Genomic DNA, 16,577 nt, shown 5'->3' on the forward strand with positions numbered 1-16,577 from the left:
TGTTATGAAAATTAGTGAGAATTGGCTAAGAGAGTGGGTCAATCCAGGTATCAGTAGTGATGACTTGGCTGCTCAGATTACCCTAGCTGGCCTTGAAGTGGATGAAGTTTTGCCTGTGGCATCTGCATTTTCAGGTGTTGTGGTAGGTGAAATCATCAGTGCTGAACCCCATCCAGATGCCGATAAATTGCAAGTGTGCAAAGTGTCTGATGGCGTTGACATTTTTCAAGTCGTTTGCGGAGCGCCAAATGCGCGTCCAGGCATCAAGATTCCTTTCGCTAAGATCGGTGCGGTATTGGGCGCGGACTTTAAAATCAAAAAAGCCAAGCTTCGCCAAGTAGAATCCTTTGGTATGTTGTGTTCGGCCTCTGAGTTGGGGTTGAGTGATGACCATGACGGAATTATGGAGTTGCCTGCTGTTGCGAAAGCAGGTGAAGACTTTCGTGCTTTCTTAGGGCTTGATGATCGAGTTATTGATGTTGATTTGACGCCGAACCGTAGTGATTGTTTAAGTGTTGCGGGTTTGGCGCGTGAAGTGGGTGTTCTGAATAAGCTAGATGTAACACCTGTGAAGGTTGTACCGGTGGCGACTGTCATCGATGATACTTTCTCTGTGCAAGTCGACGCGGTGGATGCTTGCCCTCGATATTTGGGCCGTGTTGTGCGTGGCGTTGATGTAAAAGCACAGACACCTCTATGGATGGTTGAGAAGCTTCGTCGCAGTGGTATTCGCTCTATTGATCCAATCGTGGACATCACTAACTATGTGATGCTTGAATTGGGGCAGCCAATGCATGCTTTCGATTTGGCGAATTTGTCCGGTTCGATCGTTGTTCGGATGGCGACTCAAGATGAAAAGATTGTTTTGCTTGATGGTCAAGAAATAGCGCTGCGCGATGACACTTTAGTTATCGCGGATGAAAAAGCACCGTTGGCGATCGCTGGGGTAATGGGCGGAGAAGGCTCTGGTGTGAGTGAAGATACGAAAGATATCTTCCTTGAAAGTGCTTTTTTTGCTCCTTTGTCGTTGGCAGGCAAGGCGCGTTCGTATGGGTTGCATACGGATTCTTCTCATCGATTTGAGCGTGGTGTGGATGCAACGTTACAAGAGCTGGCGATAGAGCGTGCTACCGCATTGGTTGTGGACATTGCTGGTGGTGAAGTTGGCCCAATTACACATGTGGTAAATGAGGCCTCTTTACCACAAGCGGCACTCGTTACTTTGCGACGTAAGAAGTTAGATCAATATTTGGCAATCTCTATCGACAAAGATGTGGTGACAGATATTTTGACTCGTCTTGGTCTAGAGATGGTCGAAGTAACAGACGAAGCTTGGACAACAAAGGCGCCATTGCATCGTTTTGATATTGCGATTGAAGCAGATTTGATCGAAGAGGTCGCTCGTATCTATGGTTACGATAATCTTCCTTCTTCTATGCCGCAAGCGGCCGTGAATTTTACGCCTTTGCCAGAATCAAAAACACAGATTCAAGTGTTACGTTCTATTTTGGTGTCGCAGGGTTATCAAGAAGCGGTCACTTATAGCTTCATTGATCCTGTGTTAAGTAAACAGTTTTTACCGAATATTGAGCCTGTTCCGCTGGCAAATCCGATTTCAGCCGATATGGGGGTGATGCGTCCTAGTTTGGTGCCTGGGTTGGTGAAAGCTTACCTTTATAACCAAAATCGTCAGCAATCACGCGTTCGTTTGTTTGAAACGGGTCGTCGCTTTATTGGGTCGGTTGAGGCGTTGTCTGAGTTAGATCAACAGCAACAAGTAGCGGGTTTAATTGCAGGAACACGCCATTCTGAGGCTTGGTATCATGGTAGTGAGAAAGTCGATTTCTACGATCTAAAAGCGCATGTAGAGGCATTGTTTGCTTTGAATAACGGCGGTAAGCCAACTTATGAGCGCTCTGAGTGTGAGTTTTTACACCCAGGCCGTTCCGCTGATATTTTTATGAATGGTCAGTTTGTTGGTTTGATGGGGGAGTTGCATCCTCAACTGTCTAAGACGTTAGGTGCGAATCAACCTATCTATGTGTTTGATATTGCCTTAGCGGCTGTGTTGAATGCGACCTTGCCAGAATATGAGGCGGTTTCTCGTTTCCCTGAAGTGCGTCGTGATTTGGCTTTGTTGGTGGATCGTTCTGTGCCTGTTAGTGCGTTGGAGAAAGTGATTGCTTCGGCCGCAGGTGATGCGCTCAAAAATGTCTTGGTTTTTGATGTTTATCAAGGCCAAGGTATTGATGAAACGAAAAAAAGTGTTGCTTTGGGCTTGACGTGGCAGCATCCTTCACACACTCTTAGTGATGAAGAAGTGAACAACTCAGTCGAACAAACTGTTGCAGCTTTGTCTGAGCAGTTGGGAGCCGTTGTAAGGGGGTAGATTTATGGGATCGTTGACAAAAGCGGATCTTGCTGAAAACTTGGTGGACTCTGTTGGTCTAAGCAAAAAAGACGCAAAAGATCTTGTAGAAGGTTTTTTTGATGTCGTGCGCCATTCTTTGATAGAAAGGCAGCAAGTTAAGTTGTCGGGCTTTGGTAACTTTGAAGTACGTGAGAAGAGTCAGCGTCCCGGTCGAAATCCTAAAACGGGAGAAGAAATTCCGATTACAGCGCGTACTGTTGTGACTTTTCGACCTGGGCAAAAGCTTAAGTCTAAAGTAGAAGACTACATGCAAGAGTAATGTTGTTATTGTTGTTTCTAAAGCCATCCATTCGGATGGCTTTTTTACTTTAAAAGGCACGGAGGAGTGTGCTGAGGCTTTTGACGTGTTTTCTAAGTTATGTCCGCTTTAAAGTGCCTCTAGAAAGACATTTAGATCAATGTTTAAGCAATTGTTCCACTAAATTTTAGTAAGATGATTAAATTGAAAAAAACTTAATAAAAGTCTTCCCTTTTCAATTTGTTATAGTAATATACGCACCCGCTGACAGAGACAGAGTTTAACTCTTTCGACGTAAGTTTTCGGGGCGTAGCGCAGCCTGGTAGCGCACTAGCATGGGGTGTTAGTGGTCGCAGGTTCAAATCCTGCCGTCCCGACCAAAATTTGAGAAATGCCGCTATAGCTCAGTTGGTAGAGCATCTGACTTGTAATCAGAGGGTCCCGAGTTCGACTCTTGGTGGCGGCACCAGTTTTGGTCAAAGTTCTTTTCTGTTAAAGAAGAGAATGAAAAAAGATTTTGCTTTTATTAAAGCCGCTATAGCTCAGTTGGTAGAGCATCTGACTTGTAATCAGAGGGTCCCGAGTTCGACTCTTGGTGGCGGCACCACTTCTTAGGAAGTTTTTTTAAAGTAAACTGCGTTATGTTATGCCGCTATAGCTCAGTTGGTAGAGCATCTGACTTGTAATCAGAGGGTCCCGAGTTCGACTCTTGGTGGCGGCACCATTTACTTATAAGAAGTAAGTAAATAAAAATTTGATTTGGCGTTAAGCCGCTATAGCTCAGTTGGTAGAGCATCTGACTTGTAATCAGAGGGTCCCGAGTTCGACTCTTGGTGGCGGCACCAGTTTTGGTCAAAGTTCTTTTCTGTTAAAGAAGAGAATGAAAAAAGATTTTGCTTTTATTAAAGCCGCTATAGCTCAGTTGGTAGAGCATCTGACTTGTAATCAGAGGGTCCCGAGTTCGACTCTTGGTGGCGGCACCACTTATTTATAAGAAGTAAGTAAATAAAAATTTGATTTGGCGTTAAGCCGCTATAGCTCAGTTGGTAGAGCATCTGACTTGTAATCAGAGGGTCCCGAGTTCGACTCTTGGTGGCGGCACCACTTACTTATAAGAAGTAAGTAAATAAAAATTTGATTTGGCGTTAAGCCGCTATAGCTCAGTTGGTAGAGCATCTGACTTGTAATCAGAGGGTCCCGAGTTCGACTCTTGGTGGCGGCACCACTTACTTATAAGAAGTAAGTAAATAAAAATTTGATTTGGCGTTAAGCCGCTATAGCTCAGTTGGTAGAGCATCTGACTTGTAATCAGAGGGTCCCGAGTTCGACTCTTGGTGGCGGCACCACTTACTTATAAGAAGTAAGTAAATAAAAATTTGATTTGGCGTTAAGCCGCTATAGCTCAGTTGGTAGAGCATCTGACTTGTAATCAGAGGGTCCCGAGTTCGACTCTTGGTGGCGGCACCACTTACTTATAAGAAGTAAGTAAATAAAAATTTGATTTGGCGTTAAGCCGCTATAGCTCAGTTGGTAGAGCATCTGACTTGTAATCAGAGGGTCCCGAGTTCGACTCTTGGTGGCGGCACCACTTACTTATAAGAAGTAAGTAAATAAAAATTTGATTTGGCGTTAAGCCGCTATAGCTCAGTTGGTAGAGCATCTGACTTGTAATCAGAGGGTCCCGAGTTCGACTCTTGGTGGCGGCACCACTTACTTAATAAAGTAAGTTAGGCTAATAGCGTTAGATAACTTGGGTGTGTAGCTCAGTTGGGAGAGCGTCGCCCTTACAAGGCGAATGTCGGGGGTTCGAACCCCTCCACACCCACCATCTCACTGATGTAAAAGGTGCGTCTGATGAGACGTTAAAAACAATTGTATTGGAGTGGTAGTTCAGTTGGTTAGAATACCTGCCTGTCACGCAGGGGGTCGCGGGTTCGAGTCCCGTCCATTCCGCCATTACTTACTGAGAGTGGCAAAGTGTAGACATTACGAGCGGGTGTGTAGCTCAGTTGGGAGAGCGTCGCCCTTACAAGGCGAATGTCGGGGGTTCGAACCCCTCCACACCCACCATCTTGCCGATGTAAAGGCACGTCTGATGAGACGTTAAAAACAATTGTGTTGGAGTGGTAGTTCAGTTGGTTAGAATACCTGCCTGTCACGCAGGGGGTCGCGGGTTCGAGTCCCGTCCATTCCGCCATTACTTACTGAGTGTGGCAAAGTGTAGACATTACGAGCGGGTGTGTAGCTCAGTTGGGAGAGCGTCGCCCTTACAAGGCGAATGTCGGGGGTTCGAACCCCTCCACACCCACCATCTTGCCGATGTAAAGGCACGTCTGATGAGACGTTAAAAACAATTGTGTTGGAGTGGTAGTTCAGTTGGTTAGAATACCTGCCTGTCACGCAGGGGGTCGCGGGTTCGAGTCCCGTCCATTCCGCCATTACTTACAAACGTAAGTATGGAAAAAATACTGTTATATTTAAAACTGTTAACGTTCATCGTGACTACTTCGTTAAAGTTTTGCATTGTAAAGCCTCTACATATCATACCTTATCTTTTACAGCACTTTCCCTACTTGAATAATGCTATATAAATACGCATTTTATTCTGTGTTTATAGCTTTGTTTACGCCTACTAAATATATTTTTGTCTTCGCCCAATCCTACTTCTCAATAACTGAAATTATCTGCTACCTTTTCTATTGGCTGTTTGTCTTGAATGCCGATTTTTACTAATAATTTTTATTTTTCGTCTGATATTTTGTAAAGATGCTATTGCGGAAGAAATACTTGCTGGTAATATCAGGGTATGTGCTTCTATACTTGAAGCGTATAAGTGTTTTGTAAGATCACAATATAATTCCCAATAAAAATAACAATGGAGCTTATTTATGACTACCTCCTCGAAATTCTTGTTTAGAGCAAGTCTTGTTGCAGCCTCTGTGGCAGCAGCGTCTTCTGCATACTCAGCTGGTTTTGCTTTAAACGATCACAGTGCGACAGCGTCAGGTAAAGCCTTAGGTGGTGTCGCGGCGTCCAATGCGGATATCTCTGCTAGCTTCTGGAACCCTGCGCTTTTTGTGAATGCCAAAGAAACGACAGTGTTTGTGTCCGGCGCCTATGTCATGCCGAGCATGGACGTGACTAACATTAGTGCTAATAATGCAACCGCTGCAGGTGGAGCGGCTATTGCAGGTTCTACAACAAACAGTGACTCTGTTGATAATACGTTTGTGCCGTCCTTTTACTTTGCGAAGCCATTGTCTGATAAAACAGTAGCGGGTATTTCTTTGAATGTGCCCTTTGGTTTGTCGGGAGATTATGGTGATGATTGGGCAGGGCGTTTTCATGCAACAGAAACATCACTTCAGGATATTGCCTTGAGTTTCTCTCTTGCCCATCGTATGAATGATTGGGTCTCTGTTGGTGCCAGTGTTCAAGTTCATAAAGCCGAAGTGGTGTTAGGTTCTGCTGTCGGTATTTCGGGTGTAGAGGGTGATGGTCGTATTGAAGCAGATGATACTGGTTATGGGTATAGCTTTGGTATTGCGATGGAGCCAAGAAAAGGTACTCGTCTCGGTTTAGGTTACCGCAGTGAAGTGGATCTCGACTTTAAGGGTGATGTGAAATATAAAAATGTTGCTACTTTAAATGCTAGTGCGCTTACAACCGGATATGACTTAATTGATACAACTGTATCAGATTCAGTTACTTTGCCTTCCGTTCTTACTTTAAGTGTGGAACAAGATCTAACGCAGAAATTGATTTTAGGATTGTCCGCTATTAGAACTGGCTGGGGATCTATGGATGGTCTGAATATTGATTTTGATAGCGATCAGCCAAATTCAGTTCTTACCTTTGGTTTTGAAGATCAGTGGATGTACTCGGCAGGCTTGACTTATGCCTACTCTGATCAATTGACGTTGCGTACGGGTGTGGCAATGGATAATTCGCCAGTGACGGATAAATATCGTTCAGCACGGACACCAGACGGAGATCGTAAGTGGATATCCATTGGTGCCACCTATGACTTTAATGATATGACATCGGCCACCTTTGCCTTCACCCATGTGATGATCGACGATGTGTCTGTTAGTCGTGATGGAACTGGCGAGGACCGAGCTCGTGGTAAGTTAAGTGCTGACTACAGTTCCTCTGCTAATGTTGTCTCTGTTGCGATGAATATGGCGTTCTAATTTATCATGGCATAAATTGTTATTGCGTTAAAAAAGCCAGAGTTCAAATTGAACTCTGGCTTTTTAGTGTCTGGGGTCTGATATTTTTTGGGTGCCGCATCTTATTGATAGGGCTTAATAAACCATGCGAAGTTCTTTTGCTTTGGCGTTATCGTTGGTTGTCCAGTCTGATAAGGGTGAGGGCTTCGCAAAATAATAGCCTTGCAGTGTCGTACACCCTAAGGCTGCTAACAAGGTAGCTTGCTCTTTTGTTTCTATACCTTCTGCAATGACCGTCATACCAAGCGACTCTGCGAGCTGTATGGTAGATTTCACTATATCAACATGACGTTGGTCACCGGGTAGGGGAGACACAAATCGACGGTCTATTTTGAGAATGTTCGCAGGAATGTCTACCAGCTGACCCAAAGACGCTTGGCCAGTGCCAAAATCATCAATGGCAATAGAGTAGCCGTACTGTGACAAGCTTCTCAAACGTTTGTGGATAAGCGGGTGCGTCATCACAGAGCTGGTTTCTGTGATTTCTAATTCCAGCATGTCTTTTAGCCAAGGTTTATCCGCAATTAGTGTCATCAGCAAGGCAAAAAACGCATCGTTCATAAGTTCTTGGCCGGCTAGATTGAAGGCAATGGGAGTGTAGATGTGCTCTTTATGCCATGTTGACAGCGTATTGACTAGCTCACGAACGAGATTTTCAGCGAGTAGAGGAAGCAGTCCTAGTTTTTCAGCGATTTTTATAAAGGTCGTTGGTGGCACGAATTGTCCATTATTTTGCCAGCGCGCCAATGCTTCAAATGAGCATATTTGACCATTTGGTTTTACTTGTGGTTGTAACCATATACGAATTTGCTTGTTTTTAATCGCCGAGCTTAAGGTCAAACCAAGTTTGTGTTCCTCAATCAGTTTGTTTTCAAGGTTTTGGTTGTAATAAGAGAAGCGTTCGGTCGGACTGGAATATTCCAGCGCCATTTCACAATGTTCTAAGAGTTCTTCGGCGGTTTTTCCGTCGGTATGGTAATAGGCGATACCGACTTGGTAATCCATGTTCAATCGATTCCCATCGACACTTATTTGGCTTGGTAAAACAGAATGGATAAGTGCCGATAGGTTTTTTTGAATTAGGTACGCCTGGCTCAAATGCACAAAACAAGAAAATTTTACGCCACGTAATCGGCCGATGATAGTGTGCTCTGAGAGTTTCTTTTGTAGCATTTTAGAGAAATTCAGGATGACTTTGTTAGCATTGTCTTTGCCGTATTGCTTATTTAGCAGTTTGAACTGACTAATTCGAATAATAAACATGGCTCCCGTTAGATGACGCTCTTGCTCATTAATGCGCTGATTCACTTGGCTGCAAAAATGTCTGTAATTGGGTAAAAGGGTGAGCAAGTCGAAATGGGCAAGACGGCTATTGGTTTGTTGTGTGTTTTCAAGCTCTTGCTGGATGGCTTTTAATTGAGTTGTATTTTGTAGATGTAGGACATAGTAGCCATGTTGTGTTAGCGAAGCCCGACGTACTTCAATATGGACATTGGCTTTGTGCTTAAGGGTGCATTCTGCAATATTGGATTGCCAGAAAAACTTTCCAGCATCGCCCGTTGGGGATAGCCAATTTGTGATGGTTGAATTGCTGAAATCGTTTGGTTCTGAATCTGACAGCAGTTCTCGAGCGAGTTGATTGGCTTTGAGTATTTTGCCTCGCTGATCGCAGAGCAAAGTCGGCGTACCGGTGTTCTCGAAAAACTCCTCATAGAGAGCGTAATTATCATTGAGTTTTTGATAAAGCTGTCTCATGTTCAAGGCGTTCTTTTCAAGCGTATTAAGAATACGAGAAACCACCAGTGGCAAACCAATGTTGAGCGTGACAAAGGTAAGCAACTGAAAGTAGAAAGAAGAGGATATGTCTATCAAAGGTTTGTTTAGGCTTTCTGTCATAATCAGATAGCACGGATATAGATTGAGTATCATAGCGATCAGAGAGGCCCTAAAACTAAAGAGCAATCGCGTGATAAGAGGCAGTGAATAAAGCGATATAAGCGCATACTTTTGCGCATAGAATTCATCGTTTAAAGCAAGCAGTAAAAAGCCGCTTATCAACAAAGTAAGAAGGAATAGGATGGCCGAGGCTTGAACGTATTGTTTGCTAAAATGCAGTAGTAACGCAACCAAAAAAAGGTACGCTGTATTGATACCTAGAAACGATATTTCACTTGAGAATATCAGTGCGTGGCATGCAGATATGACTAAAATGCACACTGTGAGCGCCAACAAAATTCTTAACGCACTTTGCTGGAAGACTTTTTCATGTCCTTCAGTGGCTGCGTCCGAATCAAGTAAAAAATAACCTTTAAGAAAATCAATAAACATTAATCAACTTCATAATGTCAAAAAGAAGCCGCACTTATTTGCGGCTCTAAAATAGACATTACCTAAAAACCGTGAATTTGACCACGTTAGTTTTGATTTTTAGGCATAATTTTCTATATTAATTTGTCGAAAATGGTTGTCCCATTGTATGTTGGTATGATTTTTGATCATTTCACTGGTGTTCTGTACGGGATTGCTTTTTAACTGTGCTCCGGTTCCGCTGGTCAATAAAAATTCATGGGCGTTGCTTGTCGACACAAGACCGCAAACGTCACGACAATTTTCAACACCTAAAAAGGTTTTCGTCTCCACATGCCAAAAGGCAACTAAACCACCTCTTGGTGTACTGATCGCCAAAATGTCACCAGACTTATCGAAACAAACACTGCCGCAGTATTGTTTGAAGCGAACTCTAATGTCTTCTGGCATAGGAAGGTAATCTAGTTCAGGACGGTCTAGTCGAGATAAAGCGACCAACGGAACTTGATCCCACATATCGCCTTGATACTGAAAGCCCAGTGCAACCGTCCCTTTTTGGTTCACATCAAGATGTCGAATACTCAATTGATGTAGCGCTTCGTGATGAGTGGCTTGATTTAAAATGCGACCCTCTTTTAAAGAAAGATAAGTGACATTGGATTGCATGGTATCAAGGTTTAAAATATTTCTGTCTTCTCTCGGGTGAGTCATGAGCCCACCGTTAGCGATAACCAACACTTGGTCATTTAAAAAAACAGACTCATGAGGACCTATGCCATTACTGCTGAACGATTGTAAGATGTTTCCACTCGGCCAATCACGTATAAAGATCTTGCCCTCGCCAGTCGGGTAGTAATTTTCTTGTGTGATAAGCTGAGTGCCATCAGCGGAAAAAAGGGCATGGCCGTAAAAATGATGATCTTTGCTTGGTTCAATGCGTTTGATTCTTTGGTTGCTTGAGACGTCAAAAAAATCCATAAAAAATCCAGGTCTTCTACCGACAATACCAACAATGCTTTGTCTAGGGTGAATAACTGGTGCATGAGCTCTCTGTGATAAGGGGGCTGTCCATGAAATAGAGCCCTCATCATCAAATAACGCAAAAAAATGTGTATTCTTATCGAGTGAGTAGGCTGAGGCATACAGCGCCGCTCCTGCTTCTTGTTGGCTAAGCGCGGCCCACGTTGGCGTGGTTATGAGAGTGCCACTCAACATCAAAAAAGACCGTCTAGATAACATGCTTAATCTCCATCCCTACTATTAAAGCCAATTTGAAAGCCGAGTGTCGTGACAATATTAGATAGGGTGGACTGGCTGTTTGAGATGGACTTTACAAGTGGCTGTGCCAGATTAAAACGCTCCTCTTTTGTGTAATGGCCATTAAAAAAGTCGTCAGGAAGAAGCAATGCCAATTTTATATTGTCAGTTAAGAGAGATTCTAATTGCTCGGCCAGACGGGCATCATTTTGTTTCGCAATATCAAATAAAGAAGGTGAGCCGGCGTGATAAATTTCTCGATATGTCTGCAGATTTTTTTGTATGGCTTTGAGTGAAAGATCGCTACGATAAAATTCCGCAAGCTTGAGGTTTTCTCGACCATTGTAGCCGATTGGCGTTTCGAGCTTAGCGTCTTTTACCGCTGACATGTGCTCTATCCATTGCTGTAAGAATTGTTCTAAGGCGACTTTCTCAGGATCAAAGCCCATGCCTTCTTCATCGAAAACCCAATCTTGTGCCTTGCCTTCTTGCCACTGTTTGAATACTGCGTCTGCACTTTGAGCATGGTGCGCGGTAATTTTATCTAAAAGACGACAATGATTGCTTGATTGTGTCGGAGTAAAATCAGGATGATAAAGCAAGCTTTCGATAGCCGTTAAGCCTCTTACCGCAATGCTCGCTGACGTCCAAAATTTTGGCGCATCCATCACTGACGGATCGCCTTGCGCTAGCGTTCTTAATTGGCGTTGAGTAACGCCTTTTTTATCTGGCCAATATTCAAACGCATAGTAACGCATGAAATAGGTAACAGGACCAAAATTGAGCCACTGTAGTTGTTGCCAATCTTGGGCATTGATTTTAAAAGCCGCTTGAGTCGCAGCTAACGCTTGTTCAGACGGCGCATTACAAAGTGCGACGCTGAGTTTCGCAAGCGACGCCGATGAAGTGGAATAGGCTTGATATCCTTGGGTGACGACTTCGGCGGTAATCCCGTTAAGTGGGCCTTCCCATTGGCCTGCTGTTGCGATCAAAGGGCTCGCTGCCCCGATAGCTAAGGCCATTAGTGTTGAAACATATGACATTAAAGTGACTCCAAAAAATAAATGAGTGTATTTCGTTGTGCTTTAGATAGGCTTTTATAATGTTCTTGGCTTTGTTTCGCTTCTCCGCCATGCCAGAGAATGGCTTCTTCAATGCTTCGAGCTCTACCATCGTGTAAAAAGCCCATTCTACCTGAGATTTTTTCAGAGACGCCGATTCCCCACAGCGGTGCGGTTCGCCATTCGTTTGGACGGGCTGAAAAACTAGGGAATCCGCTGGCAAGTTCTTCGCCCATATCGTGTAACAGCATGTCGGTGAAGGGGTAAAAGGTACGGTGGTTAAGGACGGCAAAGGGCGAGTGATCGCCTGTTTTCATTTTAGGTGTATGACAGCTCGCACATCCTGACTCATCAAAAATATGCTTTCCCTGTAAAAATGTATCGTTCGTTAAGTTTCTCATGGTTGGAGGAGAGGAAAGAGAGACAAAAAGATCCACAAGCCTGGCTTGCTGTTTGTCTACTTCAAGGTTGCCCAAATGTGCACTGTTGCCATTCGGGCTAGCCAAACAGTCTGTTTGGAACTCTGTGCAATCTCCCCATGGTGAGGGGGTTAGAGGCGTCGATAGGCCTAAATCCGTATTAAAAGCCGACTGATTTTGTGCGCTGAGAGTTGCAACGGAGGCTTTATAACCAAAACGACCTATGAGCTTTTTTTTATCGCTTACAATCCAACTTACTCGGCCGCTAATGCCGTCATTATTTTTATCATCAGGGTCGGCACCTGCCATTATCATTTCATCAGGAATGTTATCCAACAGACCCATGCCAACAAGAGCAGGCGATACCAGCATCGTAAAACCAGTGCTCGCTTCGAATTCACCGTAATTGAGTGAACTCCAATGCAGGTTAGGCTTTCTTAACGGCACTTGTGAGCCGTCGCTGAGTGTTTCTATTCGGGTGCTGTAAGTCAGATAATAATCGCCTTCAGGTAAAATACCTGGGGAACTTTGTCCTTGAAATTGATGACCATATCGCTTGTCGCCAATATGAGGGTAGATCCTGTCTTTCTTATCGCTTAACGCAGGGTAAGATTTTCCTAATCTAACTAAAAAAGAAGGAACCGATGCACCGCTTTGCTTTTCATCAGGAGCATGGCCTCGACCATTATTGACATGGCAATTGTTACAGGAGCGAGTATTAAAGAGAGGGCCTAATCCATCGCTGGCTGTTGTTGAGGAGGGGGCTGGTACCCAAAACTTTTGAAAAACGCCTTCACCTATATAAAAGTCCAGCTTGTCTTCAATTTTTATCCCTGCCAAGGGCGTGGAATAATCACTGGCAAATGCAAAGCTTTGAAAACAAAAAAAGCCAGCGCATGCGCTAGCAACAAGAAACACACAAAATTTGATGTTTTCTGTCATAAACAGATAAGTACCATAACAGGTGGATAGAGACCTTTGCTAAAAAGCAAAAGTCTCACATGACACGCCTCATTCATCCATGCTTTAACTACAGATCAGTCCTTATGACACACTTAATTATCAAAAACTGCACTTGGATTATCCAAACTGTCTGACCCTTCTAGTGCTATGCCTTCAAGTTTTAGTGCATGAATAACGTCTTCGGTCGTGCGTGTTTCGTTAACGAGCGAATCAACAAAATTTTGTACCAGCTGATTGCCTTTGATGTTGTTCATGGCAATTAATACATCAAAAGTTTGACCTTTAGCTGCGGCGTCAACCATAGCTTGTGCTGCGGCTTCTGTTTCAGCCAACTTCTGTTTCATTTCTGTATCGAGCTGAGGATTTTGTTTTGCTACAAGATTGGAGAGAGAGGCTCCTTTTACCCAGCTACCATCAACACGTTTGTATTCACCTAAATATGCATTTTTAATGCCTTTCGCGTCATAGTAATGTGACCAATGGGTGTTATCAGAAAAACAATCATGCTCTTCTTCTGGATCATGTAGCATAAGACCCAATTTGGTTCTTTCCCCACCCAACTCGCCGTATGCAAGGCTTCCCATACCAGTAAGAATAGTCGCAAGACCTTGTTCTGGTGTTTGCTCTAGTAACGCAACACGAGCCGCTCCACCTTGCTTCCAGTTATTTGCCATTTCCTCTAAGTCTGAAATCAGCAAATCAGTCGCAGCCACTAAATAAGCGCGACGACGATCACAGTGGCCGTTTGTGCAGTTATTTAGGTCAAAATCTGTGGCGGGACGTTCACCTGCGCCTGGATTAGTGCCGTTTAGGTCTTGACCCCACAGTAAAAACTCAATGGCGTGGTAACCACTGGCAACGTTGGCTTCAACACCATCCGCTTCCTGTAAATGATCGGCAATTAGCTCAGGGGTAATCTGGGTAGTATCGACTTTTACTCCACCGATCATCAAGCTGGTGGACGCAATCACATTGGCTGTATAAAGCGGATTTAAATCGGATTCTGTACCGTAGCTGTCTGCCGCCACGTAATCAATCAAGCCTTCGTCTAAAGGCCAAGCATTAACTTTACCTTCCCACTCATCCACAATCGGATTACCAAAACGGTAAACTTCACTTTGCTGATAAGGCACACGAGCCGCGATCCATGCCGTGCGTGCGGCTTGTAAATTAGCCTCTGTTGGATTGGCTAATAAGGTATCAATAGAAGCACGGAGTGTTTGCGCCGTTGTTAGTGAATCGGTGTAAACCGCTTCCGCAATGTCTGCATAATGAACCACAACGGAGTCAGCGGAGACGGCTGTGGATTCATTTTTTAGAGCGGCAGGACTGCAGGCCGTAAGCATCGCACCAGTCACACAAATTGCGATAGGGGTTAACAATCGTTTCATCTTAGAGGCTCCAATATTTTATGTGCCAACATAGTATTAGAAATGAAAACGATTATCAACATTGCGCTTGCGCATTTTTTACAAACTTCGAATGCGTCTTGTGGCACTGTCCTCAGTGGCATTGGTATTGAAATGTGTTACCGGCAGAGCTCGCAAGATCGTATTCGCAAGCCTTATTTCGTAATAAACTTTGTCCTTCCCACGATACACTCATACTGACGGGGGATTTATTTTTATAACTAGGGATAAAACGATAGGCAGCGATGACTTCGATGTTACTGTTTGGACCTAATTGTACAGACTGTCCAATGAGTCTCTGGCGTGTTTCGGTATTATAAAGAGTGTAATCCGTCGTATATTCTTGATCGCCGTTTTCATGAGAGAAATTCAGCCAAATCTTACGATAAGTTTGTGGGGTAGGTGTTGGATTAGTAAAGCGTAATTTTGTGTAGATAATCTGTGCTCTAGACAAACTCGTTTGTGCATTTTGGCTGACTTTTACAAATGCCATATCGTCTTCTTGCCAAGGCATATTAGTGCCAAACGATGCATCCACAATTTGAATGCTTTCCTTTGCTAAGACAGATTCTGTGAATTTCAGAAGGTCTTTCACTGGTGCATACAAGGCCAGTGCAACAACACCGAGTAGAGCGATTTTATGAATAGTATGAGTAGGGCTTGGTAGCTTGATCATATACACATCCTTTAAACTGTCTTTACTGTTTATTTATACAGTACTGTATATCCGAACAGTACGTTTTTACAAGTTGTTTTTTCAAAAATAGTTTGCATTTCTCAAAAAAATTATCGTGATTGTGCTGTTTGTCGCTTTTTTAAATTATTAAAAATAATGTTTGATTTTATTTAGTTGATTGAATTTAAAGGGAATATTCATGATTCCCACAGCCTTCTTAACGGTTTCTGTGGACAAGATTTTGACCTTCCGTTCTGTGTTCTGATTGGAAAGTCTATTTGCCTGATTAGATGGCAATAAATGACGTAGACACTATAATGCAGCCACTAATAAGAGATGAGGTAGGTTGTGGATAAAGTGGATGTGATCGTAATTGGTGCCGGAGCGTCTGGTTTAATGTGTGCGGCAACAGCGGGCTACCGAGGTAAAAAAGTGGTGGTGTTGGATCACGCAAACAAAGCTGGCAAAAAAATTCTTATGTCGGGTGGAGGCCGTTGTAACTTTACTAACATGGATGCAGCGCCTAAACATTTTTTATCTGACAATCCGCACTTTTGTATTTCTGCGCTGCGTCGTTTTTCACCGCAAGACTTTGTCGACCTAGTGGATCGTCATGGTCTGGATTATGTAGAAAAAACACCGGGGCAATTATTCTGTGAGCATTCTGCGAAAGATCTGCTTGATATCCTACTGACAGAGCTTGAATGGTCTGGTGCAGAGCTAAAATTAAACACGAAAATTCATCACATTGATTTTCAAGATGGGCATACCCTTGTTAAAACCAACCAAGGTGAGTTTGCTTGCGAATCTCTTGTTATCGCAACGGGTGGTTTGTCGATTCCAACCATGGGCGCGAGCGGTTTTGGTTATGACATAGCGAAACAAGTTGGACATGATATTTTGCCCACACGTGCGAGCTTGGTTCCCATTACGGTACAACCAGATCGTAAAGCACAACTGTCTGAGTTATCCGGTATTGCCTGTGAAATATCCGCAACGGCCAATGGTGTCACTTTTCAAGAGCCAATGCTCTTTACCCATCGTGGTGTGAGCGGGCCATCTATTTTGCAAATTACCAACTTCTGGCAACCAGGCGAAGCCCTTAGTATTAATATCGCTCCGACCTTGTCGTTAGACGACTTACTTGATGTTCGTCAAAGGACGCCAAAGAAAAGCTACGAAGGCTTCTTGTCTAATGTGTTACCAAAAAGATTGGTAGAGCTGATAAAAGCCGAATTTCCGTGGTTAACCGAGCGCAGCGCACAGACCTCTAATGAACAGATCGACAGTTTATTCAACTATCTTGCGAACTTTGATATCGCACCCAATGGCACCGAAGGCTATCGCACTGCGGAAGTGACCCTTGGCGGTGTTAATACCAATGAAGTGTCTTCTAAAACATTCGAATCACAAAAACAAAAAGGGCTCTACTTTATAGGTGAAGTCCTAGACGTGACTGGCTGGCTTGGCGGCTATAATTTCCAATGGGCATGGGCGAGTGGTTACTGCGCTGGGCAGTATGTGTGAATGGATCGTTGGAATTAAACTGTTAACTTTTCAGACTGAATTTTCCTTTAATCGCCT

At 43.7% G+C, this 16,577-nt stretch carries 10 protein-coding genes and 18 tRNA genes; 22 read left to right on the plus strand and 6 right to left on the minus strand.

Annotated elements, in window-relative coordinates; genetic code table 11:
* The first annotated feature begins 4 nt into the window (after positions 1 to 4).
* The 21 genes from pheT (at position 5) to DKT73_RS01645 (ending at position 6,862) form a co-directional block, all read left to right on the plus strand.
* Entirely contained in the window at positions 5 to 2,389 is a 2,385-nt protein-coding gene (gene pheT, locus DKT73_RS01545) for a phenylalanine--tRNA ligase subunit beta (RefSeq protein WP_111636843.1), read from the plus strand.
* 4 nt (positions 2,390 to 2,393) lie between these two features.
* Complete coding sequence (locus DKT73_RS01550) at positions 2,394 to 2,690, plus strand: integration host factor subunit alpha (RefSeq protein WP_111636844.1); 297 nt, start codon at positions 2,394 to 2,396, stop codon at positions 2,688 to 2,690.
* 282 nt (positions 2,691 to 2,972) lie between these two features.
* Positions 2,973 to 3,049 (plus strand) — tRNA-Pro (locus DKT73_RS01555).
* 13 nt (positions 3,050 to 3,062) lie between these two features.
* Positions 3,063 to 3,138 (plus strand) — tRNA-Thr (locus tag DKT73_RS01560).
* A gap of 62 nt (positions 3,139 to 3,200) precedes the next feature.
* Positions 3,201 to 3,276 (plus strand) — tRNA-Thr (locus DKT73_RS01565).
* Between the two features lie 41 nt (positions 3,277 to 3,317).
* Positions 3,318 to 3,393: transfer RNA gene (locus tag DKT73_RS01570), tRNA-Thr, on the plus strand.
* A gap of 45 nt (positions 3,394 to 3,438) precedes the next feature.
* A tRNA-Thr gene (locus DKT73_RS01575) sits at positions 3,439 to 3,514 on the plus strand.
* Positions 3,515 to 3,576: 62 nt separating this feature from the next.
* Positions 3,577 to 3,652, plus strand: a tRNA-Thr gene (locus tag DKT73_RS01580).
* Positions 3,653 to 3,697: 45 nt separating this feature from the next.
* A tRNA-Thr gene (locus DKT73_RS01585) sits at positions 3,698 to 3,773 on the plus strand.
* A 45-nt stretch (positions 3,774 to 3,818) separates the two neighbouring features.
* A tRNA-Thr gene (locus tag DKT73_RS01590) sits at positions 3,819 to 3,894 on the plus strand.
* A 45-nt stretch (positions 3,895 to 3,939) separates the two neighbouring features.
* Positions 3,940 to 4,015, plus strand: a tRNA-Thr gene (locus tag DKT73_RS01595).
* Between the two features lie 45 nt (positions 4,016 to 4,060).
* A tRNA-Thr gene (locus DKT73_RS01600) sits at positions 4,061 to 4,136 on the plus strand.
* Between the two features lie 45 nt (positions 4,137 to 4,181).
* Positions 4,182 to 4,257, plus strand: a tRNA-Thr gene (locus tag DKT73_RS01605).
* A 45-nt stretch (positions 4,258 to 4,302) separates the two neighbouring features.
* Positions 4,303 to 4,378, plus strand: a tRNA-Thr gene (locus DKT73_RS01610).
* Between the two features lie 43 nt (positions 4,379 to 4,421).
* A tRNA-Val gene (locus tag DKT73_RS01615) sits at positions 4,422 to 4,497 on the plus strand.
* Between the two features lie 51 nt (positions 4,498 to 4,548).
* Positions 4,549 to 4,625: transfer RNA gene (locus DKT73_RS01620), tRNA-Asp, on the plus strand.
* A 38-nt stretch (positions 4,626 to 4,663) separates the two neighbouring features.
* A tRNA-Val gene (locus DKT73_RS01625) sits at positions 4,664 to 4,739 on the plus strand.
* 50 nt (positions 4,740 to 4,789) lie between these two features.
* Positions 4,790 to 4,866 (plus strand) — tRNA-Asp (locus DKT73_RS01630).
* A 38-nt stretch (positions 4,867 to 4,904) separates the two neighbouring features.
* Positions 4,905 to 4,980 (plus strand) — tRNA-Val (locus tag DKT73_RS01635).
* 50 nt (positions 4,981 to 5,030) lie between these two features.
* Positions 5,031 to 5,107: transfer RNA gene (locus tag DKT73_RS01640), tRNA-Asp, on the plus strand.
* A 450-nt stretch (positions 5,108 to 5,557) separates the two neighbouring features.
* Positions 5,558 to 6,862, plus strand: coding sequence for an OmpP1/FadL family transporter (locus DKT73_RS01645; protein ID WP_111636845.1), 1,305 nt, complete (start codon positions 5,558 to 5,560; stop codon positions 6,860 to 6,862).
* 114 nt (positions 6,863 to 6,976) lie between these two features.
* Here the strand turns inward: DKT73_RS01645 and DKT73_RS01650 are convergent, their stop codons facing one another.
* The 6 genes from DKT73_RS01650 to DKT73_RS01675 all read right to left on the minus strand — a co-directional run bounded on the left by DKT73_RS01650 (position 6,977) and on the right by DKT73_RS01675 (position 14,993).
* A complete protein-coding gene (locus DKT73_RS01650) occupies positions 6,977 to 9,229 on the minus strand; it encodes an EAL domain-containing protein (RefSeq protein ID WP_111636846.1) in 2,253 nt (750 codons plus the stop codon).
* Positions 9,230 to 9,328: 99 nt separating this feature from the next.
* A complete protein-coding gene (locus tag DKT73_RS01655) occupies positions 9,329 to 10,447 on the minus strand; it encodes a DUF1513 domain-containing protein (protein WP_111636847.1) in 1,119 nt (372 codons plus the stop codon).
* Between the two features lie 2 nt (positions 10,448 to 10,449).
* A complete protein-coding gene (locus DKT73_RS01660; protein ID WP_111636848.1) occupies positions 10,450 to 11,508 on the minus strand; it encodes an imelysin family protein in 1,059 nt (352 codons plus the stop codon).
* The gene (locus DKT73_RS01665; RefSeq protein ID WP_111636849.1) at positions 11,508 to 12,887 is read right to left on the minus strand and encodes a di-heme oxidoreductase family protein; all 1,380 of its coding nucleotides are present in this window, start codon (positions 12,885 to 12,887) and stop codon (positions 11,508 to 11,510) included. Before DKT73_RS01665 ends, DKT73_RS01660 begins: the two co-directional genes overlap by 1 nt.
* Before the next feature lie 113 nt (positions 12,888 to 13,000).
* Positions 13,001 to 14,299, minus strand: coding sequence for an imelysin family protein (locus tag DKT73_RS01670; protein ID WP_111636850.1), 1,299 nt, complete (start codon positions 14,297 to 14,299; stop codon positions 13,001 to 13,003).
* Positions 14,300 to 14,411: 112 nt separating this feature from the next.
* The gene (locus DKT73_RS01675) at positions 14,412 to 14,993 is read right to left on the minus strand and encodes a hypothetical protein (RefSeq protein WP_111636851.1); all 582 of its coding nucleotides are present in this window, start codon (positions 14,991 to 14,993) and stop codon (positions 14,412 to 14,414) included.
* Positions 14,994 to 15,389: 396 nt separating this feature from the next.
* Here DKT73_RS01675 and DKT73_RS01680 point away from each other — a divergent pair, with 396 nt between their 5' ends.
* Entirely contained in the window at positions 15,390 to 16,520 is a 1,131-nt protein-coding gene (locus DKT73_RS01680) for a BaiN/RdsA family NAD(P)/FAD-dependent oxidoreductase (RefSeq protein ID WP_408631188.1), read from the plus strand.
* Positions 16,521 to 16,577: the final 57 nt, after the last annotated feature.

Origin of the sequence: Marinomonas shanghaiensis (assembly GCF_003259175.1) — a bacterium.
Lineage (GTDB): Bacteria > Pseudomonadota > Gammaproteobacteria > Pseudomonadales > Marinomonadaceae > Marinomonas > Marinomonas shanghaiensis.